The 20,626-nt window shown below is 70.2% G+C and carries 23 protein-coding genes and 1 riboswitch; of the genes, 11 read left to right on the top strand and 12 right to left on the bottom strand.

The genetic code is table 11. The features are described 5' to 3' along the window. The first annotated feature begins 40 nt into the window (after nucleotides 1-40). Nucleotides 41-739, top strand: a complete 699-nt coding sequence (locus EZ242_RS10315; protein ID WP_135285085.1) for a molybdate ABC transporter substrate-binding protein — start codon at nucleotides 41-43, stop codon at nucleotides 737-739. Here EZ242_RS10315 and dtd read toward each other — a convergent pair. The 3 genes from dtd to tyrS are packed head-to-tail and all read right to left on the bottom strand — an operon-like array spanning nucleotide 736 to nucleotide 3,363. Continuing rightward, nucleotides 736-1,173, bottom strand: coding sequence for a D-aminoacyl-tRNA deacylase (gene dtd / locus EZ242_RS10310; protein ID WP_135285084.1), 438 nt, complete (start codon nucleotides 1,171-1,173; stop codon nucleotides 736-738). The two genes, EZ242_RS10315 and dtd, sit on opposite strands and share 4 nt — an antisense overlap. Further along, the gene (locus tag EZ242_RS10305) at nucleotides 1,173-2,105 is read right to left on the bottom strand and encodes a cation diffusion facilitator family transporter (RefSeq protein ID WP_135285083.1); all 933 of its coding nucleotides are present in this window, start codon (nucleotides 2,103-2,105) and stop codon (nucleotides 1,173-1,175) included. Before EZ242_RS10305 ends, dtd begins: the two co-directional genes overlap by 1 nt. A gap of 22 nt (nucleotides 2,106-2,127) precedes the next feature. Next, complete coding sequence (gene tyrS / locus EZ242_RS10300; protein WP_135285082.1) at nucleotides 2,128-3,363, bottom strand: tyrosine--tRNA ligase; 1,236 nt, start codon at nucleotides 3,361-3,363, stop codon at nucleotides 2,128-2,130. Nucleotides 3,364-3,528: 165 nt separating this feature from the next. Here tyrS and EZ242_RS10295 point away from each other — a divergent pair, with 165 nt between their 5' ends. Continuing rightward, nucleotides 3,529-4,890, top strand: coding sequence for a M23 family metallopeptidase (locus EZ242_RS10295; protein ID WP_135285081.1), 1,362 nt, complete (start codon nucleotides 3,529-3,531; stop codon nucleotides 4,888-4,890). Between the two features lie 22 nt (nucleotides 4,891-4,912). Continuing rightward, complete coding sequence (locus EZ242_RS10290) at nucleotides 4,913-6,022, top strand: anhydro-N-acetylmuramic acid kinase (RefSeq protein ID WP_135285080.1); 1,110 nt, start codon at nucleotides 4,913-4,915, stop codon at nucleotides 6,020-6,022. Here the strand turns inward: EZ242_RS10290 and erpA are convergent. The 4 genes from erpA to rplM all read right to left on the bottom strand — a co-directional run bounded on the left by erpA (nucleotide 6,019) and on the right by rplM (nucleotide 7,845). Further along, nucleotides 6,019-6,390 carry an iron-sulfur cluster insertion protein ErpA gene (gene erpA / locus EZ242_RS10285; protein WP_135285079.1) on the bottom strand — a complete coding sequence of 124 codons (372 nt, stop codon included), beginning with the start codon at nucleotides 6,388-6,390 and terminating at the stop codon, nucleotides 6,019-6,021. The two genes, EZ242_RS10290 and erpA, sit on opposite strands and share 4 nt — an antisense overlap. 67 nt (nucleotides 6,391-6,457) lie before the next feature. Then, nucleotides 6,458-6,853, bottom strand: a complete 396-nt coding sequence (locus tag EZ242_RS10280) for a bactofilin family protein (RefSeq protein WP_135285078.1) — start codon at nucleotides 6,851-6,853, stop codon at nucleotides 6,458-6,460. Nucleotides 6,854-7,011: 158 nt separating this feature from the next. Next, nucleotides 7,012-7,404, bottom strand: coding sequence for a 30S ribosomal protein S9 (gene rpsI, locus EZ242_RS10275; RefSeq protein WP_135285077.1), 393 nt, complete (start codon nucleotides 7,402-7,404; stop codon nucleotides 7,012-7,014). A 9-nt stretch (nucleotides 7,405-7,413) separates the two neighbouring features. Next, complete coding sequence (gene rplM, locus EZ242_RS10270; RefSeq protein WP_135285076.1) at nucleotides 7,414-7,845, bottom strand: 50S ribosomal protein L13; 432 nt, start codon at nucleotides 7,843-7,845, stop codon at nucleotides 7,414-7,416. Between the two features lie 179 nt (nucleotides 7,846-8,024). Between rplM and EZ242_RS10265 the strand changes: the two genes are divergently transcribed. The 6 genes from EZ242_RS10265 (at nucleotide 8,025) to EZ242_RS10240 (ending at nucleotide 12,687) form a co-directional block, all read left to right on the top strand. Then, nucleotides 8,025-8,927, top strand: coding sequence for a 23S rRNA (adenine(2030)-N(6))-methyltransferase RlmJ (locus EZ242_RS10265; protein WP_135285075.1), 903 nt, complete (start codon nucleotides 8,025-8,027; stop codon nucleotides 8,925-8,927). A gap of 68 nt (nucleotides 8,928-8,995) precedes the next feature. Then, on the top strand, nucleotides 8,996-10,009 hold the full coding sequence (paaA, locus tag EZ242_RS10260) for a 1,2-phenylacetyl-CoA epoxidase subunit PaaA (protein WP_135285074.1): 1,014 nt from the start codon (nucleotides 8,996-8,998) through the stop codon (nucleotides 10,007-10,009). Then, nucleotides 10,006-10,299: a 1,2-phenylacetyl-CoA epoxidase subunit PaaB gene (gene paaB / locus EZ242_RS10255; protein ID WP_135285073.1), complete on the top strand. Its 294-nt coding sequence runs from the start codon at nucleotides 10,006-10,008 to the stop codon at nucleotides 10,297-10,299. Before paaA ends, paaB begins: the two co-directional genes overlap by 4 nt. Then, entirely contained in the window at nucleotides 10,299-11,096 is a 798-nt protein-coding gene (paaC, locus tag EZ242_RS10250) for a 1,2-phenylacetyl-CoA epoxidase subunit PaaC (RefSeq protein WP_135285072.1), read from the top strand. Before paaB ends, paaC begins: the two co-directional genes overlap by 1 nt. After that, nucleotides 11,090-11,590, top strand: a complete 501-nt coding sequence (paaD, locus tag EZ242_RS10245) for a 1,2-phenylacetyl-CoA epoxidase subunit PaaD (RefSeq protein WP_240787045.1) — start codon at nucleotides 11,090-11,092, stop codon at nucleotides 11,588-11,590. Before paaC ends, paaD begins: the two co-directional genes overlap by 7 nt. A 14-nt stretch (nucleotides 11,591-11,604) precedes the next feature. After that, on the top strand, nucleotides 11,605-12,687 hold the full coding sequence (locus tag EZ242_RS10240) for a 2Fe-2S iron-sulfur cluster-binding protein (RefSeq protein WP_135285070.1): 1,083 nt from the start codon (nucleotides 11,605-11,607) through the stop codon (nucleotides 12,685-12,687). 10 nt (nucleotides 12,688-12,697) lie between these two features. On the opposite strand, the gene EZ242_RS10235 is transcribed toward EZ242_RS10240, so the two are convergent. The 4 genes from EZ242_RS10235 to ahcY form a co-directional block, all read right to left on the bottom strand. After that, nucleotides 12,698-13,231, bottom strand: a complete 534-nt coding sequence (locus EZ242_RS10235; RefSeq protein ID WP_135285069.1) for a septal ring lytic transglycosylase RlpA family protein — start codon at nucleotides 13,229-13,231, stop codon at nucleotides 12,698-12,700. Further along, nucleotides 13,231-14,085 carry a methylenetetrahydrofolate reductase [NAD(P)H] gene (gene metF, locus EZ242_RS10230; protein ID WP_135285068.1) on the bottom strand — a complete coding sequence of 285 codons (855 nt, stop codon included), beginning with the start codon at nucleotides 14,083-14,085 and terminating at the stop codon, nucleotides 13,231-13,233. The genes EZ242_RS10235 and metF overlap by 1 nt, the downstream gene beginning before the upstream one ends. Beyond that, nucleotides 14,066-14,815, bottom strand: a complete 750-nt coding sequence (locus EZ242_RS10225; RefSeq protein WP_135285067.1) for a TlyA family RNA methyltransferase — start codon at nucleotides 14,813-14,815, stop codon at nucleotides 14,066-14,068. Before EZ242_RS10225 ends, metF begins: the two co-directional genes overlap by 20 nt. Before the next feature lie 120 nt (nucleotides 14,816-14,935). Further along, nucleotides 14,936-16,372, bottom strand: coding sequence for an adenosylhomocysteinase (ahcY, locus tag EZ242_RS10220; RefSeq protein WP_135285066.1), 1,437 nt, complete (start codon nucleotides 16,370-16,372; stop codon nucleotides 14,936-14,938). 85 nt (nucleotides 16,373-16,457) lie between these two features. Then, nucleotides 16,458-16,529, bottom strand: a riboswitch (S-adenosyl-L-homocysteine riboswitch). Nucleotides 16,530-16,585: 56 nt separating this feature from the next. Between ahcY and EZ242_RS10215 the strand changes: the two genes are divergently transcribed. Continuing rightward, nucleotides 16,586-17,662, top strand: a complete 1,077-nt coding sequence (locus EZ242_RS10215) for an ATP-dependent DNA ligase (protein WP_135285065.1) — start codon at nucleotides 16,586-16,588, stop codon at nucleotides 17,660-17,662. Nucleotides 17,663-17,767: 105 nt separating this feature from the next. Here EZ242_RS10215 and ligD read toward each other — a convergent pair whose 3' ends face one another. Continuing rightward, complete coding sequence (gene ligD / locus EZ242_RS10210) at nucleotides 17,768-18,790, bottom strand: non-homologous end-joining DNA ligase (RefSeq protein ID WP_135285064.1); 1,023 nt, start codon at nucleotides 18,788-18,790, stop codon at nucleotides 17,768-17,770. A gap of 198 nt (nucleotides 18,791-18,988) precedes the next feature. Between ligD and EZ242_RS10205 the strand changes: the two genes are divergently transcribed. Next, nucleotides 18,989-20,620 carry a peptide chain release factor 3 gene (locus EZ242_RS10205; RefSeq protein WP_135285063.1) on the top strand — a complete coding sequence of 544 codons (1,632 nt, stop codon included), beginning with the start codon at nucleotides 18,989-18,991 and terminating at the stop codon, nucleotides 20,618-20,620. Nucleotides 20,621-20,626 lie beyond the last annotated feature (6 nt).

Below are 20,626 nucleotides of genomic sequence, written 5' to 3'. Positions count from 1 at the left end.
TTTCCAACCCCACCAGCAGATGACAGAGGCAGGTAAGGCCATGAGCCAGGTCAAGGTACTGAGCGGCGGCGCGGCGGCGGCCGTGGTGCGCGGCGTGCAGGCGCAGTTCGAACAACAGGCCGGCGCGGGCGTGGACGCCACCTTCAGCGCCGTTGGCCAGATGCGCGACCGCCTGTTGGCCGGGGCGCCCTGCGACCTCGTCATCCTCACGCGCCCGCTGGTCGCGCAGCTGGTCGCGTCGGGCCACGTGCGTGCCGGCTCCGAGCGCTCGCTCGGCCTGGTGCGCACCGGCATCGCCGTGCAGGCCGGCAGCCCCCACCCCGACATCGGCGGGCGCGAGGCGCTGGCGGCGGCGTTCCGCGCCGCCAGCGAGATCTACCACCCCGACCCCCAGCTGGCGACCGCCGGCATCCACTTCATGAGCGTGCTCACGGCGCTCGGCCTGGCCGAGCCCCTGGCCGCGCGGCTGCGTCCCTTCCCCAACGGCGCGACGGCCATGGGTGAGATGGCGCGGTCCCCGCGCAAGGACGTCATCGGCTGCACCCAGGAGACCGAGATCAACTACACACCCGGCGTGGAACTGGTCGGCTCCTTGCCGGCCGAGTTCGAGCTGGCCACCGACTATGTGCTGGCGGTGTGCACCCACGCGGCGCAACCCGCGCTCGCGCAGCGGCTGGCCGAGCTCGTGGCCGGGCCGCCTTCCGAGGCCATCCGCCGCCAGGGCGGATTCATCTTCTAGACCCGCAGCGGAATCGTCACCGGCCCGTCGTTGACCAGGGCCACCTGCATGTCCGCGCCGAACTCCCCGGTGGCCACCACCGGGTGCGCGGCGCGGGCACGTTCGACCAGATGGTCGTAGAGGCGCCGGCCGAGCTCGGGCGGCGCCGCATTGGTGAAGCTCGGGCGGTTGCCGCCGGAGGTGTCGGCGGCCAGCGTGAACTGGCTCACCAGCAGCAGGCCGCCGCCGATGTCCTGCACGCTGCGGTTCATCCTGCCCGCCGCATCGCCGAAGATGCGCAGCTTCAGCAGCTTGGCCAGCAGGCGCTCGGCGTGCGCGGGCTCGTCCGCGGGCTCGGCGCAGACCAGCACCAGCAGGCCGGGACCGATCTCGCCCACCGTGCGCCCGGCGACCCGCACGCGCGCCTCGCTCACCCGCTGTATGAGCGCGAGCATCAGCCGGCCTGCGCTTCGTCGTCGCGCGCCTCGGTCACGGGGGCATGCGCCTCCACGTCCGTGGGCAGCAGCTGGATGGTGGCGCGCAGCCCGGGGACGGCGAGCAGCAGCTCGCGCTCCACCGCATTGCGCAGCTCCGCCGCCCGGCGCAGCGTCCAGTGGCCCGGCACGTGCATGTGCAGATCGATGAAGCGGGCCTGGCCCGCCGTGCGCGTGGCCAAGTGGTCGAAGCGCACGCCGGGTTCGTGGAAGCGCTGGAGGGTCCGCTCGATGTCGGCCAGCACCCCGGGCTCCAGCGCCTGGTCCATCAGGCCCTGCGAGGAGCGGTGCACCAGCGAGTAGCCCTCGCGCAGGATGTTGAGCGCCACGGCGATGGCCACCACCGGGTCCAGCCACAGCCAGCCCGTGGCCCAGACCGCCGCCACGCCGGCGATCACGCCGACCGAGGTCCAGACGTCCGTGACCAGGTGCCGGCCGTTGGCCTCCAGCGCGATCGAACGCCGTTCGCGACCCACCCGCAGCAGCAGCCAGGCCAGCACGCCATTGAACACCGAGCTGAGCACCGACAGGGCCAGGCCCCAATCCAGGCGCTGCAGCGGCTGCGGCGACAGCAGGCGCTGGCCCGCGGCCCAGAAGATCGCGGCCGCGGCCACGATGATCAGCAGGCCCTCGAAGCCCGAGGAGAAGTACTCGGCCTTGTGGTGGCCGAAGGGGTGGTCCGCGTCGGGCGGGCGGCGGGCGACCGTGACCATGGCCAGCGCGAACATGGCGCCGCCGAGGTTGACGAAGGACTCCAGGGCGTCCGACAGCAGCCCGACCGAGCCGGTGAGCCACCAGGCCAGGCCCTTGAGCGCGATCGTCAGCAGCGCCACGCCGACCGAGGCGAGCATGAGCCGCTGCGGAGTCAGGCGCGAAACCAGGGGCTCGGACATCGGCGCGCGGGCGCAGCGCCGGTCAGCTGAGCGTGACGCGCGCGAACTTGCGCTTGCCCACCTGCACGACGTAGGTGCCGGCCGCGAGCTTCAGGCCCTTGTCGCTCACCGCCGATTGGTCCACGCGCACGCCGCCGCCATCGATCAGTCGGTTGGCTTCCGAGGTGGACGGCGCGAGCCCCGCCTGCTTGAGCAGGGCGCCGATGCCCAGCGGCGCGCCGGCCAGGGCCAGCTCCGGCATCTCCTCGGGCAGGCCGCCGCGGCTGCGATTGACGAAGTCCTGCTCCGCGGCGTCGGCGGCCGCCGCGCCGTGGAAACGGCTGGTGAGCTCACGGGCCAGCGCCACTTTCGCGTCGCGGGGGTTGCGGCCCCCCTCCACCTCGGCGCGCAGGGCCGCGATCTCGGCCTCGCTGCGGAAGCTCAGCAGCGTGTACCAGCGCCACATGAGGGTGTCCGAGATGGACATGACCTTGGCGAATAGGGTGTTGGCCGGCTCGGTGACGCCGATGTAGTTGCCCTTGCTCTTGGACATCTTCTCGACACCGTCCAGGCCTTCGAGCAGCGGCATGGTCAGGATGCACTGCGGCTCCTGGCCCCACTCCTGCTGCAGGTGGCGGCCCATGAGCAGGTTGAACTTCTGGTCCGTGCCGCCGAGCTCCAGGTCGCTGCGCAGCGCAACCGAGTCGTAACCCTGCATGAGCGGGTAAAGAAACTCGTGTACCGAAATGCTGCGGCCTTCGGTGAAGCGCTTGTGGAAGTCGTCGCGCTCCATCATGCGGGCGACCGTGTACTTGGCCGCGAGCTGGATCATCCCGCGCGCGCCCAGCGGGTCGGACCACTCGCTGTTGTAGCGGATCTCCGTACGCGCCGGATCGAGCACCAGGCTGGCCTGCCGGTAGTAGGTGTCGGCGTTGGCCTGAATCTGCTCGGAGGTGAGCGGCGGGCGGGTGCTGTTGCGGCCGGAGGGGTCGCCGATCATCGAGGTGAAGTCGCCGATCAGGAAAATGACCGTGTGCCCCAGGTCCTGCAGCTGGCGCATCTTGTTCAGGACCACGGTGTGGCCGATATGGATGTCCGGCGCCGTGGGGTCCAGTCCCAGCTTGATGCGAAGCGGCGTCCCGGTGGCTTCGCTGCGGGCGAGTTTCTTCAGCCACTCGTCCTGCGGCAACAGCTCCTCGCAGCCGCGCAAGCTCACGGCCATGGCGTCCCGGACCCGGTCGCTCACCGTGAAGCGTTCTGTTACAACGGCTTGATTCATAAGGCTTTTTCTGAATAGCTCGACAGCACGTGTGGCTATACTCTCGCGAGTTTTCGAGGTCGGCCGATTCTAGTAGGGGTGCTTTGGCGCTCTTGCAGGGCCATCTCGGGCAAGCCGCACGGGCTTCTTCGAACAATCACAAGGCACCGCAGTTAGGACCCGACTTTGGAACGCAATCGACTTCTTGCCGCCGGCGAGCGTTTCGCGTCCGGCGGCGCGCAGCTCCTGCAACGGCATCCCCGGCACCTCACGGCCCTGTTGGCCGCCCTCCTCCTTGGCGGCGGTGGCGGTGCCTTTGCGGTCGCCTCCTTCGGTCCGGACCCGGCGGACCTGCCCGTGCGGCAGGTGCGCGAGCAGGTCGAACCCCTGCCGATCGAGGCGCAGCTCGAAGCCCTGGACGTGCACGCGCTGCGGCTGTTCCGCTCGGACGTGCTGCGGCCCACCGACACCGTCGAGTCGCTTCTGTCCCGCCTGGGCCTGCACGACCCGGCCGCCGCCGCCTACCTGCGCCAGGACGCGGCCTTCCGCACCCAGATCCTCGGCCGCCCGGGCCGGCTGGTCACCGCGGAGGCCAACGACCAGCATGCGCTGGAAAAGCTCATCGCCCGCTGGCCCAGCGAGGAAGCCGGCGAGTTTCGCCGCCTGATCATCGAGCGCGCCGGCGACGGGCGCCTCTCCACCCGCGTCGAGACCGGCCAGCTGACCGCTTCCACCCGCCTGGGCAGCGGCACCATCCGGTCCTCCCTCTTCGCGGCGGTGGACGAGGCCCGCATCCCCGACGAGATCGCCGTGCAGGTGGCCGACATCCTGGGCGGCCGCGTCGACTTCCACCGCGGCCTGCGCAAGGGCGACTGGTTCAACGTGGTCTACGAAGTGCTCGTGGCCGACGGCGAGCCCATGCGCACCGGCCGCGTGCTCTCGGTGGAGTTCATCAACAACGGCAAGAGCCACACGGCGATGTGGTTCCAGCAGCCCGGCCGCAAGGGCGCCTACTTCGACCTGGACGGCAGTGCGCTGCAAAGCGCCTACCTGGCCTCGCCCATGGAGTTCTCCCGCGTCACCAGCGGCTTCTCCATGCGCTTCCACCCCGTCCTGAAGCAATGGCGCGCCCACCTGGGCACCGACTACGGCGCACCCACCGGCACGCCGGTGCGCTCCGTGGGCGACGGCACGGTGGAATTCGCCGGCTGGCAGAACGGCTTCGGCAACGTGGTCACCATCCGCCACAACGCGAGCGACGTCACCCTCTACGCGCACCTGAGCCGCATTGCCGTGCGCAAGGGCCAGTCGGTGAGCCAGGGCCAGAACGTCGGCGCCGTCGGCGCCACGGGCTGGGCCACCGGCCCGCACCTGCACTTCGAGTTCCGCAAGAACGGCGAGCACCAGGACCCGCAGGTGGTCGCCCGCAAGGCCGAAGGCGCCAAGCTCGCGGCCGATGCGTTGCCCGCGTTCCGCAGCGCCTCCGTGGCCATGCGCCTGAAGCTCGACGCGGCCGCCAGCGCAGCCCAGGTCGCCAGCATCGAATAGAAACGCGCCGCTCGCGCCCTGCATGTCCAGCCTGTACATCGGCCTCATGTCCGGCACGTCGCTGGACGGAGTCGACGGCGTGCTGGTCGATTTCTCCGGCCAGGCGCCGAGCGTGCTCGGGCACGCCGGTCGGGACATGCCGCCGGCGCTGCGTGCCGAGCTGCTGGCGCTGAACACCTCCGGCCCCGACGAACTGCATCGCGCGGCGCTGGCCGGCAATGCCCTCATGCGCCTCTATGCCGATGTCGTGGGCGAACTGCTGGATCGCAGCGCAACGCCGGCCGCCGCCGTGCGCGCCCTCGGTGCGCACGGGCAGACCGTGCGCCACCGGCCCCAGGCCTTCGATGGCACCGGCTACACGCTGCAGCTGTGCCAGCCCGCGCTGCTGGCCGAGCTCACGGGTATCGCCGTGGTGGCCGACTTCCGCAGCCGCGACCTCGCGGCCGGCGGCCAGGGAGCCCCGCTCGCGCCCTTCTTCCACCGGGCCTGGCTGGGACAGGACGGCGTGCCCCGCGGCATCCTGAACATCGGGGGCATCTCCAACCTCACCGTGCTGCGCCCGGACGCACCCCCCCTGGGCTTCGACTGCGGCCCCGGCAATGCGCTCATGGACGCCTGGTGCCAGCAGCACCGCGGCCAGCCTTTCGACGACCAGGGCCGCTGGGCCGCCTCGGGACAGGTGCGGCCCGAGCTGCTCGCGCGCTGGCTCGCCGAACCGTACTTCGCGCTGCCGCCGCCCAAGAGCACCGGCCGCGATCTCTTTCATGCCGGGTGGCTGCAGGCGCACCTGGACGCCAGCGGACCGCTGCCGGCAGCGGACGTGCAGGCCACGCTGGCCGAACTCACGGCCAGCGCCTGTGCGCGCGACGTGCAGGCGCATGCACCCAAGCTGCGGGAACTGGTGGTGTGCGGCGGCGGCGCCCTGAACCGGCACCTCATGGCGCGTCTGGCGGCGCTGCTGCCACGGGTGGCGGTGGTCTCCAGCGATGCGCGCGGCCTGCCGCCGCTGCAGGTGGAGGCCACGGCTTTCGCCTGGCTCGCGCGGCAGGCGATCCAGGGCGAAAAGCTGCCCCTGGAAAGCATCACGGGCGCCCGAGGCGCCCGTGTGCTGGGAGCGATCTACCCGGCTTAGACCGAGAAGCTGGAGCCGCAGCCGCAGGTGGTGGTGGCGTTCGGGTTCTTGATCACGAACTGCGCACCCTGCAGGTCTTCCTTGTAGTCGATCTCGGCGCCCAGGAGGTACTGGTAGCTCATGGCATCGATCAGCAGCGACACGCCGTTCTTGCTCATCACGGTGTCGTCATCGTTCTGGATCTCGTCGAAGGTGAAGCCATACTGGAAGCCCGAGCAGCCGCCGCCCTGGACGAACACGCGAAGCTTCAGGTCGGGATTGCCTTCCTCGGCGATCAGGTCCGCCACCTTTGCTGCGGCGCTGTCGGTGAACAGCAGCGGCGCCGGCATGCCGGTGTCGGGCTGGGTGGTTTCGGCAACTGCGCTCATCAGGTCTCTCTCATTCTCAGGAAATACGAATGCGGGATGTTAGGCCAGGGCCGGCCCGCCGGGCGGCTCAGGCGTTGCTTGCCGCCAGTTTGAGTAAGGGCTTTTCCTCGGCCGGGGGGTCGTGGCGCAACAGGCCGACGATGACCGCCCCCTGGTGGATCTCCATGGCGCCGTAGCTCACGTCGCCCTCCACGCGGGCCCGGGGCTGCAGTTCCAGCAGTTCGGCCGCGCGGACCGGGCCGCGCACCGTGCCGTTGATGATGACGTGGTCGGCCACGACCTCGCCCTCGACGGTGGCGGTCTCGGAGATGACCACCAGGCTCGGCTGCTCGGGAACGGCGTGGATATTGCCCACCACCTGGCCATCGATGCGCATGCCTTCCGTGAAGCGCAGCTGCCCCTCGATGCGGCAGCCCTGGGCGAGCAGGCCCTTGATGGGCGGTTGCGCTTTCTTGCCGAACATGCGGATCTCCTGAAGCTGAGCGGGAAGGCGTTGTATCACGGCCGAGCCAGCCGTGGGGGTCGGAAAAGAGCGCAGTGCGGCGTCCGAAAGGAGGACAGGCATGAAAAAGGCCGCCTGGGGCGACAGCCCCGGCGGCCTTCGGACCGAGCAGGCAGCGATCAGCGCTTGCTGAACTGCTTGCGACGGCGTGCGGAGTGCAGGCCGACCTTCTTGCGCTCGACCTCGCGCGCGTCGCGGGTGACGAAGCCGGCCGCGGACAGGGCGGGCTTGAGCGAGGCGTCGTAGTCGATCAGGGCACGCGTGATGCCGTGGCGGGTCGCGCCGGCCTGGCCGGACTCGCCGCCGCCGTGCACGTTGACCTGGATGTCGAAGGCCTCGACGTTGTCGGTCAGCACCAGCGGCTGGCGGGCGATCATGATCGAGGTCTGGCGGCCGAAGAACTCCTGGATGTCCTTGCCGTTGACCGTGATCTTGCCGCTGCCCTTTTTCAGGAAGACACGGGCCACGCTGCTCTTGCGGCGGCCGGTGCCGTTGTTCCATTCACCAATCATCTCGGCTCCTTAGATTTCCAGCGTCTTGGGCTGCTGCGCGGTGTGCGGATGCTCGGCCCCGCCGTAGACCTTGAGCTTCTTGACCATGGCGTAACCCAGGGGGCCCTTGGGCAGCATGCCCTTGACGGCCTTTTCCAGGGCGCGGCCGGGGTGCTTGGCCTGCAGGTCGCGGAAGTTGGTCTCGTAGATGCCGCCCGGGAAACCGGAGTGACGGTAGTACTTCTTGTTCAAGTCCTTCGTGCCGGTGACACGGAGCTTGGAAGCGTTGATGACGACGATGTAGTCGCCGGTGTCGACGTGAGGCGTGTAGATGGCCTTGTGCTTGCCGCGCAAACGGAGGGCTGCTTCGCTGGCAACCCGTCCGAGCACCTTGTCGGTGGCGTCAATCACAAACCACTCGTGCGTCACGTCAGCGGGTTTCGCGCTGAACGTTTTGGTCATGAGTTTCCCCAGTGGGGTGAGGTGGTTTGGCGGGCTCTTTTCCACGGTCGGTGTCTTTCTGTCGAAGACCTCTTAGGTGGGGTTTGGTTATCTGCCGCGGAGCCCATGGTGCGCTGCAGAGCCCGCGATTATACGAAGACGCGGGTCTCGCGCTCAAGCCGGGGGTTTACCATGCCCGCATGTTCAGTTACCGACACGCCTTCCACGCCGGCAACCATGCCGATGTGCTCAAGCACCTGGTGCTGATCGCCACCGTCAAGCACCTGACCCAGAAGCCCGCCGCGCTGATGGTGGTGGACACGCACGCCGGCGCGGGCCTGTACCGGCTGGACGACGACTATGCCCGCACCTCCGGCGAGGCGGCCGAGGGCATCCTCAAGCTCGTCGCGGCCGAGGCCGTGCACGCGGTGCCGGCGATTGCCGACTACCTGGCCGCCGTGCGGCAGGTCAACCGCGGCGCCGCGCTTCGCCTCTACCCCGGCTCGCCCTTCGTGATCCAGCAGCACTTGCGCGAGGACGCGCGCGACCGGCTCAAGCTCTTCGAGATGCACCCGACCGACGCGCAAGCCCTGGCCGCGCACGTGGCGCAGCTGGAGGCCGGACGCATGGTGAGCATCGCGCGCCAGGACGGCTTCGAGTCGCTCAAGTCCCTGTTGCCGCCGCCCTCGCGGCGCGGCCTGGTTTTGATCGACCCCAGCTACGAGATCAAGAGCGACTACGCCAAGGTCGTCGCCTGCCTGCAGGACAGCCTCAAGCGCTTCGCGACCGGCACCTATGCCGTCTGGTACCCCATCATTCCCCGGCCCGAGGCCCACGAGCTGCCGCGCCGCCTGAAGACCCTGGCCAACCAGGCGCACAAGCCCTGGCTGCATGCCACGCTGTCCATCGGCCAGCGCGAGGAACCCGTGCAGCCGCTGGAGCCGGGGCAGGCGCCCCGCCGCCCGGGCCTGAGCGCCAGCGGCATGTTCATCGTCAACCCGCCGCACACGCTCAAGGCCACGCTGGCGGAGGCCCTGCCGCAGCTCCTGGCGGTGCTGGGGCGGGGACGGGGCAAAGGGCAGACGCTGGAAACCGGCGGCTGAGTCGCGTCCCCCGGACGGGGCAACAGTTTCCCGACCGACCGGTCGGGAAACTGTCTATACTTCGCCCCATGTACACCCAAGCCCTCGATCTGCCCGACCCGCAGGCCGCCCGGCCCACGCCCCCTGTCGCTGCCGTCGGGGACGCCGAGCGGCTGACCCGTTTCGACGCCTGCATCGACGCCGATGGCCGTATCGAGCCGCGCGACTGGATGCCCGAGGCCTACCGCAAGACGCTGCTGCGCCAGATCAGCCAGCACGCCCACAGCGAGGTCGTGGGCATGCTGCCGGAAGGCAACTGGATCTCGCGCGCGCCCTCCCTCAAACGCAAGGCCATCCTGCTGGCCAAGGTGCAGGACGAAGGCGGCCACGGCCTGTACCTGTACAGCGCCGCCGAGACCCTGGGCACCAGCCGCGACCAGATGGTGGAAGCTCTGCACGCCGGCAAGGCCAAGTACAGCTCGATCTTCAATTACCCCACCCTCACCTGGGCGGACGTGGGCGTGATCGGCTGGCTGGTGGACGGCGCGGCGATCATGAACCAGGTGCCCATCTGCCGCTGCTCCTACGGCCCGTACGCACGCGCCATGATCCGCATCTGCAAGGAGGAGAGCTTCCACCAGCGCCAGGGCTTCGAGAGCCTGATGACGCTCATGGCCGGCACGCCCGCGCAGCGCGAGATGGTGCAGGACGCGGTGAACCGCTGGTGGTGGCCGGTGCTGGCCATGTTCGGGCCGCCCGACGCCGACAGCCCCAACAGCGCGCAGGGCATGCGCTGGGGCATCAAGCGCATCAGCAACGACGACCTGCGCCAGAAGTTCATCGACGCCACCGTGCCCCAGGCCAAGGTGCTGGGCGTGACGCTGCCCGACCCCGACCTGAAGTGGAACGAGGCGCGCGGCCACCACGACTACGGCGCCATCGACTGGGACGATTTCTGGAACGTGGTCAGCGGCAATGGTCCCTGCAACAAGGAGCGCCTGGCCACGCGCGTGAAGGCGCACGAGGACGGCGCCTGGGTGCGCGAGGCCGCCCTGGCCCATGCCCGCAAGCAGCAGCAGCGAACCCTGAAGGAGGCCGCATGAACCCCGCCAAGAACGAATGGCCCCTGTGGGAGGTGTTCGTGCGCTCCCGCCAGGGCCTGGAGCACAAGCACTGCGGCAGCCTGCACGCGGCCGACGCCCGGCAGGCCATCCAGATGGCGCGCGATGTCTACACCCGCCGGCAGGAGGGCGTGAGCATCTGGGTGGTGCCCTCGGCCCAGATCACCGCCAGCGATCCGGACCACAAGGACGAGTTCTTCGAGCCGGCCGCCGACAAGATCTACCGGCACCCGAGCTTCTACGCCATTCCCGACGACGTGGGCCACATGTGATGACCGCCGTCGCGACGCACGCCCCGCTGCCCTTGCTCCTGCAGCTGGCCGACAGCGCCCTGGTGCTGGGCCAGCGCAACGCCGAGTGGTGCGGCCACGGCCCGGTGCTGGAGGAAGACATCGCCCTGGCCAACATCAGCCTCGACCTGATCGGCCAGGCGCGCCTGCTGTACCAGCACGCTGCCGCCGTGCAGGGCGAGGGCGCGACCGAGGACGCGCTGGCCTACTTCCGCGATCCAAACCAGTTCCGCAACTACACGCTGCTGGAGCTGCCGCACCACGGGCCGCTCGCGCCCGGCGCGGCAGCCGACCGCGACTACGCCTTCACCATCGCGCGCAATTTCCTCTACGGGCAGTTCATGGCGCTGTACTGGGAGGCGCTGTGCACGTCGGCCGACCCGCAACTCGCGGCAATCGCCGCGAAGTCGGCCAAGGAGGTGCGCTACCACCTGCGCCATGCCAGCGACTGGCTGGTCAAGCTGGGCGACGGCACGGCGCTGTCGCAGGCGCGCATGCAGCGGGCGCTGGACGCGTTGATGCCCTACACGCAGGAGTTCTGGACCGTCACGGACGCCGAAGCCGAGGCCGCGGCAGACGCCACCGGCGTCGACCCGCGCAGCCTGCGTGCGGCCTGGGACGAGGCCGTCGATGCCTGGCTGCGCGAAGCCACGCTCACCCGCCCGTCCGACGCCGGGCACCTCACGCGTGGCAAGGAAGGCCGGCACTCCGAGCACCTGTCCTACCTGCTGGCCGAGATGCAGGGCCTGGCGCGCCAGCACCCGGGAGCGACGTGGTGAGCCAGGCCCTCGAGGCGGCACGCGCGGCGCTGCGGGAGGTGACCGACCCCGAGATCCCGGTGGTGACCATCGAGGAGCTGGGCATCCTGCGCGAGCTGCGCGAGGACGCGGGCGGCGTGGAAGTGGTGATCACGCCCACCTACAGCGGCTGCCCCGCCATGGACCAGATCGAGGACGACGTGCGCGCCGCGCTGGCCCGCGCGGGCCTGCAGGGCCGGGTGAGCACGCGCCTCGCGCCAGCCTGGACGACCGACTGGATCACGCCGGCCGCGCGCGAGAAGCTGCGGGCCTACGGCATCGCGCCGCCCAGCCACTGCGCGGAAGGCGCAAAGCCTCTGCGTTTCATGCCCCCGCGTGCCCAGGTCGCGGTGGCCTGCCCGCGCTGCGGCTCCACGAACACCACCGAGATCTCCCGCTTCGGCTCCACCGCCTGCAAGTCGCTGCACCGCTGCCTGGACTGCCTGGAGCCCTTCGACCACTTCAAGCCCTACTAGCCCGGACCAGAACCATGGCCCTGCACTTCCATCCGCTCACGGTCCGCCGCATCACGCCCGATGCCGCGGGCGCCGCCGCGATCACGCTGGAGGTGCCGCCCGCGTTGCGGGACGCCTTCGCCTTCCGTCCGGGCCAGTACCTCACCTTCCGCACCCGCGTGCGCGGCGAGGAACTGCGGCGCAGCTACTCCATCTGCAGCCCGCGCCGGCGCTACGCGCGAGAGGGCGAGCTGGACATCGGCATCAAGCCCGTGGAGGGCGGCGTGTTCTCCAACTGGGCGCTGTCGCAGCTGGAGGCGGGCGACACGCTGGACGTGATGCCGCCGCAGGGCGGCTTCACGCCAACCCACGGCGCCCGCCACCGCGTGGGCTTCGCGGCGGGCTCGGGCATCACGCCCATCCTGTCCATCATCGCCAGCACGCTGGAGGAAGAGCCCGATTCGCGCTTCACCCTGGTCTATGGCAACCAGCGTGCCGGCACCATCCTCTTCAACGAAGCGCTGGCCGACCTGAAGGACCGCTACCCTGAGCGGCTCACGCTGGTGCACCTGCTCTCGCGCCAGCCGCAGGAGGTGCCGCTGCTGCACGGCCGGCTCGACGGCGCCAAGGTGGCCGAGCTGCTGCGCACGCTGGTGCCGGTGGAGAGCATCGACGAGGCCTTCGTCTGCGGTCCCGAGGGCATGATCGTGGCGACCGAGCAGGCGCTGAGGGAAGCAGGCCTGCCGCCCGAGCGCCTCCACGTGGAGCGCTTCACCGCTGGCCAGCCCGTGCCGCCGACACGCCCGCGGCCCGTCCCCCGGGCCACCGAAGCGAAGCAGGGCACGCCGCTGGACGTGGTGCTGGACGGCAAGACCTGGCACCTCACCCTCGCGCCCGGCGAGCGCATCCTCGACGCAGGCCTCGCGGCCGGCCTGGACCTGCCCTACTCCTGCCAGGCCGGCGTGTGCTGCACCTGCCGCGCGCGCGTGCTGGAAGGTTCCACGCAGATGGAGCGCAACTTCACGCTGGAGGACCGGGAGATCGAGCAGGGCTTCGTGCTCACCTGCCAGGCCACGGCCACCGACGGGCGCGTGGTCGTGAGCTACGACGAGCGCTGAGGCCGGCGCGTCACTCCTCGCCCGGCTGCCCGGCCAGGCGGATCTCCACCGGCTTGAGGCCGCGCCCGACCAGGCCCAGGGACTGCGCGGCCGCGCGGCTCAGGTCGATGATGCGCTGGGGCCCGAAGGGCCCGCGGTCGTTGATGCGCACGGTGACCGTGCGGCCGTTCACCAGGCTGGTCACCTGCACGAGGGTGCCGAAGGGCAGCCAGGGATGCGCCGCGGTGAAGGCGTGCATGTCGTAGAGCTCACCGCTGGCCGTGCGCTTGCCGTGGAAGGCGCCTCCGTACCAGGACGCGATGCCGCGGCCGGCCTGGCGCAGGCGCTCGGACAGGGTCGCGGGTACGGCCTGCGCCTTCGGCGCGGCCAGCACTTTTGGCGCGGCCTGCACTTTCGGCGCGGCCTGCTCTGTGGGCGCGGCCTGCTCCTTCGCGGCCGCGGCCGCATCCACGCCGGCCGCCGCCTCGCGAGGCTCCTGCCCCTCGTCCGCCTGCGCCAGGCCCAGGGCCAGCAGCAAGGCGAGCGCGCCGGCGAGCCGCCGCATCAGCGCCCCAGCGCCTGGCACAGGGCCAGCGTGGCCTGCGCCTGGTTCATGGTGTAGAAGTGCAGCCCCGGCGCGCCGCCGCGGGCGAGCTGCTCGCACAGGCGCGAGACCACTTCCAGGCCGAAGGCCTTGATGGAGGCCGTGTCGTCGCCGAAGGCCTGCAGGCGCAGCCGGATCCAGCGCGGGATCTCGGCGCCGCAGCTGTCCGAAAAGCGCATCAGCTGGCTGGAGCTGGTGATGGGCATGATGCCCGGCACCACCGGCACCGCCACGCCCAGGCGGTCCAGCTCGTCGCGGAAGCGGAAGTAGGCGTCGGCATTGAAGAAGTACTGCGTGATGCCCGAGTCGGCCCCCGCCTCCACCTTGGCCACGAAGGCCTGCAGGTCGGCCTGCGGCGAGCGCGCCTGCGGATGGAACTCCGGGTAGGCGGCCACCTCGATGTGGAACTGGCGGCTGGTCTGCGCGCGGATGAAGGCCACCAGGTCGCTCGCGTAGCGGAACTCGCCGCCCAGGCCGTAGCCGCTGGGCAGGTCGCCGCGCAGCGCCACGATGCGATCGACCCCGGCCGCGGCATAGGCGGCCAGGCGCTCGCGGATGCTCTCGCGCGTCTGGCCGATGCAGGACAGGTGCGGCGCGGCCGGCACGCCCTCGGCCATGATCTCGGTCACGGCCGACAGCGTGCCCTCCTGCGTGGAGCCGCCGGCGCCGAAGGTGACCGAGCAGAACTGCGGACGCGTGGCATAGAGCTGCTGGCGCGCGGCGCGCAGCTTGGCGGCACCTTCCGGTGTCTTGGGGGGAAAGAACTCCAGGCTGATGGGAAGCACAGCCTTCTCCTCAGGATGCCCTGCGGGCATGGATGAAAAACTCGCGGTTGCCGTCGCCGCCGAGGATAGCGCTGTCGTGCCAGCCTGCAACGTCGAGGCCCGCGGCCCGGCAGGCCTCGCGCAAGCGTTGCTCTACCTCCAGGAAGCGCTGCGGCTCCCGCACGATGCCGCCCTTGCCCAGCTGCCCGGGCTGCAGCTCGAACTGCGGCTTGACCAGCATCAGCAGCTCGCCCGCCTCGGCCAGCCAGGGCACCAGGGCCGGCAGCACCAGCGTGAGCGAGATGAAGGACAGATCGCCCACGATCAGCTCGAAGGCCTGCGCCTCGTCGCCCAGGACCGCGGCGTCGAGCTGGCGCGCATTCACGCGCTCGATCGCCACCACGCGAGGGTCGCTTCGCAGCCGCTCGTGCAACTGCCCGTGGCCGACGTCGATGCCCACCACGCGCGCGGCGCCCTGCTGCAGCAGGCAGTCGGTGAAACCGCCGGTGGACTGGCCGATGTCGAGGCAGCGCCGTCCGTGCGGGTCGACGCCGCTCGCGCGCAAGGCGCCTTCGAGCTTGAGCCCGCCGCGCGAAACGTAGCGCGATTCGGCATCGTCCAGCAGCTCCAGCACCGCGTCGCCCGGCAGCTCGTCGCCGTTCTTGGCAACGGTGCGCCAGTCGCCGCGCGAACGCCAGCGCACGCCCGCGGCAATCAGCCGCTGCGCCTGCGAGCGCGAGGCGGCCAGGCCGCGTTCGACGAGGAGTTGGTCGGCGCGCATGTGCGGCTGGCCCCTTCCCCCTCTGGGGGAAGGCTGGGATGGGGGCGCGTGCGAAGCAGCCTGGCCGGCGCACGGAGCCCCCACCCCAGCCCTCCCCCAAAGGGGGAGGGAGCATTCACCTCAATAACGGTAGCTGTCCGGCTTGTACGGACCCTGCTTCGGCACACCCAGGTAACCCGCCTGGGAGTCCGACAGCTCGGTGAGCTTCGCCCCCAGCTTCTTCAGCTGCAGGCGCGCCACCTTCTCGTCCAGGTGCTTGGGCAGGACGTACACCTTGCCCAGGTCGTAGCTGTCCGCGTGGGCGAAGAGCTCGATCTGCGCGATGGTCTGGTTGGCGAAGCTGGAGGACATGACGTAGCTCGGGTGGCCCGTGCCGCAGCCCAGGTTCACCAGGCGGCCCTTGGCCAGCAGGATGATGCGCTTGCCGTCCGGGAAGATCACGTGGTCCACCTGCGGCTTGATCTCCTCCCACTCGTACTTCTCGATGGACGCGACGTCGATCTCGTTGTCGAAGTGGCCGATGTTGCAGACGATGGCCTGGTCCTTCATGCGGGCCATGTGGTCGTGGGTGATGACGTCCTTGTTGCCGGTGGCGGTCACGAAGATGTCGGCCTGGTCCGCGGCATCGTCCATGGTGACCACGCGGTAGCCTTCCATGGCGGCCTGCAGCGCGCAGATGGGATCGACCTCGGTCACCCAGACCTGGGCCGACAGCGCGCGCAGCGCCTGGGCGCTGCCCTTGCCCACGTCACCGTAGCCGCAGACCACGGCCACCTTGCCGGCGATCATGACGTCGGTGGCGCGCTTGATGCCGTCCACCAGCGACTCGCGGCAGCCGTAGAGGTTGTCGAACTTGCTCTTGGTGACCGAGTCGTTGACGTTGATGGCGCGGAACATCAGCTCGCCGCGCGCGGCCATCTGCTTGAGGCGGTTCACGCCGGTGGTGGTCTCCTCGGTCACGCCGATGATCTCGGCGCTCTTGCGGCTGTACCAGCTGCCGTCCTCGGCCAGCTTCCTGCGGATGGAGGCGAAGAGGATGCGCTCCTCCTCGCTGTGGCCGTCACCGGCCACGACGGACGGATCGGACTCGGCGCGCTTGCCCAGGTGCATGAGCAGCGTGGCGTCGCCGCCGTCGTCCAGGATCATGTTGGGGCCTTCGCCGGCCGTGCCCTTGGCGCCGAACTCGAAGATGCGGTGGGTGTAGTCCCAGTAGTCCTCCAGCGACTCGCCCTTGATGGCGAAGACGGGCGTGCCGCTCGCGGCGATGGCCGCGGCCGCATGGTCCTGGGTGGAGAAGATGTTGCAGGAGGCCCAGCGCACCGTTGCGCCCAGGGCCTGCAGGGTCTCGATCAGCACCGCCGTCTGGATGGTCATGTGCAGCGAGCCGGTGATGCGCGCACCCTTGAGCGGCTGGCTCTTGGCGAACTCCTCGCGGATGGCCATCAGGCCGGGCATCTCGGTTTCGGCGATGCGGATTTCCTTGCGGCCCCAGTCGGCGAGCTGCAGGTCGGCGATGGCGCAGTCATCGGTGGAAACGGGCTTCAAAACGGCGTTCATGGAGGCTCCAGAAAGCAATGGGTGTGAAGACACCACGGCGTGCCGGACGGAGGACGGGAAAGATGAGTCTCACCGCACGGGAACCAGTGGGTGAGCGTCGTTGCGGATGGGTTTCCGAGCCTCGCACGGTGGACGTGCTGCAACGCTCCTCGGATAGGGCGCGATTATAGGCAAGGCCCCCACGGCGCCAAGCGCGTGCGGTACAACCCGGCGATGCCCCACGCCCCTGCCTTCGACAGTCCCATCGAGCCCATGCTGGCCAAGGTCGCCGCCGAGCTGCCCGTGGCCGAGGGGCTGATGTACGAACCCAAGTGGGATGGCTTTCGCGCCATCGTCCTGCGCGGCACCGACGCGCTCGTCATCCAGAGCCGCGACCTGAAGCCCCTGAACCGCTACTTTCCCGAGCTGGAGAAGGCGCTGATGGAGGCCCTGCCCAAGGGCTGCATCCTCGATGGCGAGATCGTGGTGGCAGGCCCGCAGGGGCTGGACTTCGACGCCCTGCAGCAGCGCATCCACCCCGCGGCCTCGCGCATCGCGCGGCTGGCCAAGGAGACGCCCGCCGCCTTCGTGGCCTTCGACCTGCTGGCGGCCGGCGGCCGCCGCATCCTGGAAGTGCCCCAGCGCGAGCGGCGCGTGCGCCTGGAGCGGCTGCTGGGCCACGCGAAGCCGCCGCTCTACCTCACGCCCAGCACCACCGACCCGGCCGTCGCCGCCGAATGGCTGCAGCGCTTCGAAGGCGCGGGCCTGGACGGCGTGATGGCCAAGCCGGCCGAGGCGCCCTACCAGCCGAACAAGCGCACGATGTTCAAGGTCAAGCACGCGCGCACGGCCGACTGCGTGGTGGCCGGCCTGCGCTGGTACAAGGACACGCCCGGTGTGGTCGGCTCGCTGCTGCTGGGGCTGTACGACGAGGGCGGGGCGCTGCAGCACGTGGGCATCACCTCGTCCTTCACCATGGACACGCGTCGCAGCCTGGCCGAGGAGCTGGCGCCCCTGCGCGAGAACGCCCTGGACGGGCACCCCTGGAAGGACTGGGCGGACGCCTCCGCGGGCCACGCCGACCGCATGCCCGGGGCGAAAAGCCGCTGGAGCGGCGGCAAGGACCTGAGCTGGGAGCCGCTCAAGCCCGAGCGGGTGTGCGAGGTGAAGTACGACCACCTGCAGGGGCGGCGCTTCCGGCATGCGACCACCTTCCTGCGCTGGCGGGTGGACAAGGCGCCGGCGGACTGCCGCTACGACCAGCTGGAGGCCACGGCGCCCTTCGAACTGGGGAAGGTGTTCGGGGGGTAATTGGCGGGCGTGGCCCCCACCCCCAACCCTCCCCCAGAGGGGGAGGGGGCGCTCATACCCTCCCCCTCTGGGGGAGGGCTGGGTGGGGGCCCGCGCGCCCATCCCTCACGAGGGCGAAGTCTTCCTCCTCCTCGCCGATGGCGGCGCCCGGGGCGGCTCGCCTTCCTGCTTGCGGTAGTGCGGCGGCCAGGGTGCATCGCCTTGGCCCCCAGCCGCCTGCTTCGCCGAGAGCTCGAGCAGCGGCTCCAACGAACAAGCCCGCTCGTCGATAGCCGCATGCAAGTCCCCCAGCGTCGCAAAGCGCGCCGGCATGGTCCGCACCGTGAAATCGGCCGGATCGCATTCGCGCAGCTCCTCCCAGCCCACCGGCGCCGACACCCGCGCATCGGGCCGGGGCCGCACCGAGTAGGCCGAGGCGACCGTGCGGTCCTTGGCGTTCTGGTTGTAGTCGATGAACACGCCGTGCCGCTCCTCCTTCCACCACGCGCTGGTGGCGAGCTTGGGCACCCGCCGCTCCACCTCGCGCGCCAGCGCCAGCGCCGCGCGCCGCACCTCGTCGAAGCCCCAGCGCCGCTCGATGCGGGCGATCACATGCACGCCGCGCGAACCGGAGGTCTTGGGAAAGCCCGTGAGCCGCAGCTCGTCCAGCACCTCGCGCACCACCGCCGCCACCTCCACGATCTGCGGCCACGCGACGCCGGGCGTGGGGTCCAGGTCGATGCGCAGCTCGTCGGGATGGTCCAGGTCGTCCATCCGCACCGGGTGCGGATGCAGCTCGATGCAGTTGAGGTTGGCCATCCAGGCCAGCGTGGCCGCATTGCAGGGCACCACTTCTTCGGCGGTGCGGCCGGACGGGAAGCTCAGCGTGGTGACGCAGACCCAGTCCGGCCGGTTCGCCGGCGCGCGCTTCTGGAAGAAGGACTCGCCGCCGATGCCCTCGGGGTAGCGCTTCATCACGCAGGGCCGCTGGCCGGCGCCGCGCAGTGCGCCTTCGGCCACGGCCAGGTAGTAGTTCACCAGGTCCAGCTTGGTCACGCCGGCTTCGGGGAACAGGCGCTTGTCGGGGCTGGAGATGCGGACCTCGTGCTCACCGGCTCGGAGAACGACGGCGGAGGCAGCGGAGGGCATGCGCCGAGGCTATGCCTCCCGGCGCCACCCGGGGGACGACGGCAACCAGATGCATCACGCCGCCGTCGGCGGCACAGGAAGCGAGGGCTGTTCCCAGCCGCGACCCGCCGCCCCCTGCCTTGGCACAATACGCCCCTTGCCGACCCGTCCCGTGGCGCTCCCTCGCCCGCGCTCGGCCGCCCTCCCGGAGCCCTTCCCTTGTCGTCCTCGCCCTTCGCCGCCGAAACCCGGCGCCGCCGCACCTTTGCCATCATTTCCCACCCCGACGCGGGCAAGACCACGCTGACGGAGAAACTGCTGCTGTTCTCCGGCGCGATCCAGATCGCCGGCAGCGTGAAGGCGCGCAAGGCCTCGCGCCACGCCACCTCCGACTGGATGGAGATCGAGAAGCAGCGCGGCATCTCGGTGGCCTCGTCCGTGATGCAGATGCTGTACCGCGACCACGTGATCAACCTGCTGGACACGCCCGGCCACAAGGACTTCTCGGAAGACACCTACCGCGTGCTCACCGCCGTCGATTCGGCGCTGATGGTGATCGACGCGGCCAACGGTGTTGAGGCGCAGACGCGCCGCCTGATCGAGGTCTGCCGCCAGCGCAACACGCCCATCATCACCTTTGTCAACAAGATGGACCGCGAGGTGCGCGAGCCGCTGGACATCCTGGACGAGGTGGAGCGCGAGCTGGGCATGCCCTGCGTGCCCATGACCTGGCCGGTGGGCAAGGGCAAGCTCTTCGGCGGCATCATGAACCTGCGCCGCGGCGCCATGACGGTGTTCGAATCGGGCAGCGAGCGCCGGCCGCAGGACTTCGAGACCATTCCCCTGACCGACACCCAGGCCCTGCGCGAGCGCTTCGGCGACGAGTACGTGGCCGCCGCCGAAAGCATGGAGCTGGCCGCCGGTGCCTCCCCCGAATGGGACCACCAGGCCTTCCTGGACGCGAAGCAGACGCCCGTGTTCTTCGGCTCGGGCGTGAACAACTTCGGCGTGATGGAGGTGCTGGACGCGCTGGTGGACCTCGCCCCCGCGCCGCAGCCGCGCAAGAGCTCGCTCATCGTCAACCGCCAGCCGGTGGAAAAGGTCATTCAGCCCGCCGACCCGGCGTTTTCCGGCGTGGTGTTCAAGGTCCAGGCCAACATGGACGCCAACCACCGCGACCGCATCGCCTTCGTGCGCATGGCCTCGGGCAAGTACACCCCGGGCATGAAGCTCAAGGTGCAGCGCACGTCCAAGGAGCTGCGGCCGACCTCGGTGGTCACCTTCCTCTCGCAGCGGCGCGAGGCCGTGGACGAGGCCTATGCCGGCGACATCATCGGCTTCACCACCCACGGCGGCGTGCAGCTGGGCGACACCATCACCGACGGCGCGAACCTGCAGTTCACCGGCCTGCCCTTCTTCGCGCCCGAGCTGTTCATGACCGTGCTGCTGAAGAACCCGCTGCGCACCAAGCAGCTGCAGCAGGGCCTGGCCCAGCTCGGCGAGGAAGGCGCGATCCAGGTCTTCCGCCCGCAGGCGGGCGGCGCCATGCTGCTGGGCGCCGTGGGTCAGCTGCAGTTCGAGGTGGTGCAGCACCGCCTCCTGACCGAGTACGACGCCGACATTCGCCTGGAAGGCTGCCAGTACACCGGCGCGCGCTGGATCACCGCCGACACACCCGCCGAACTGCGCGCCTTCACCGACGCCTACCCCCAGCGAATGGCGCTGGACGCCGCCGATGCGCTGGCCTTCCTGTGCACCTCGCCCTATGACGTTCGGCTGGCGCAGGAACGATTCCCCAAAATTCACTTTCACCTGTTGCGCGAACACGCCGGTTTGTCGCTGCAGGGCTGATCGGCG

It is taken from the genome of Ramlibacter rhizophilus (assembly GCF_004681965.1).
GTDB lineage: Bacteria > Pseudomonadota > Gammaproteobacteria > Burkholderiales > Burkholderiaceae_C > Ramlibacter > Ramlibacter rhizophilus.
Note: the sequence above shows the minus strand (reverse complement) of the source record. Positions and strands in the feature narration are given on the sequence as shown.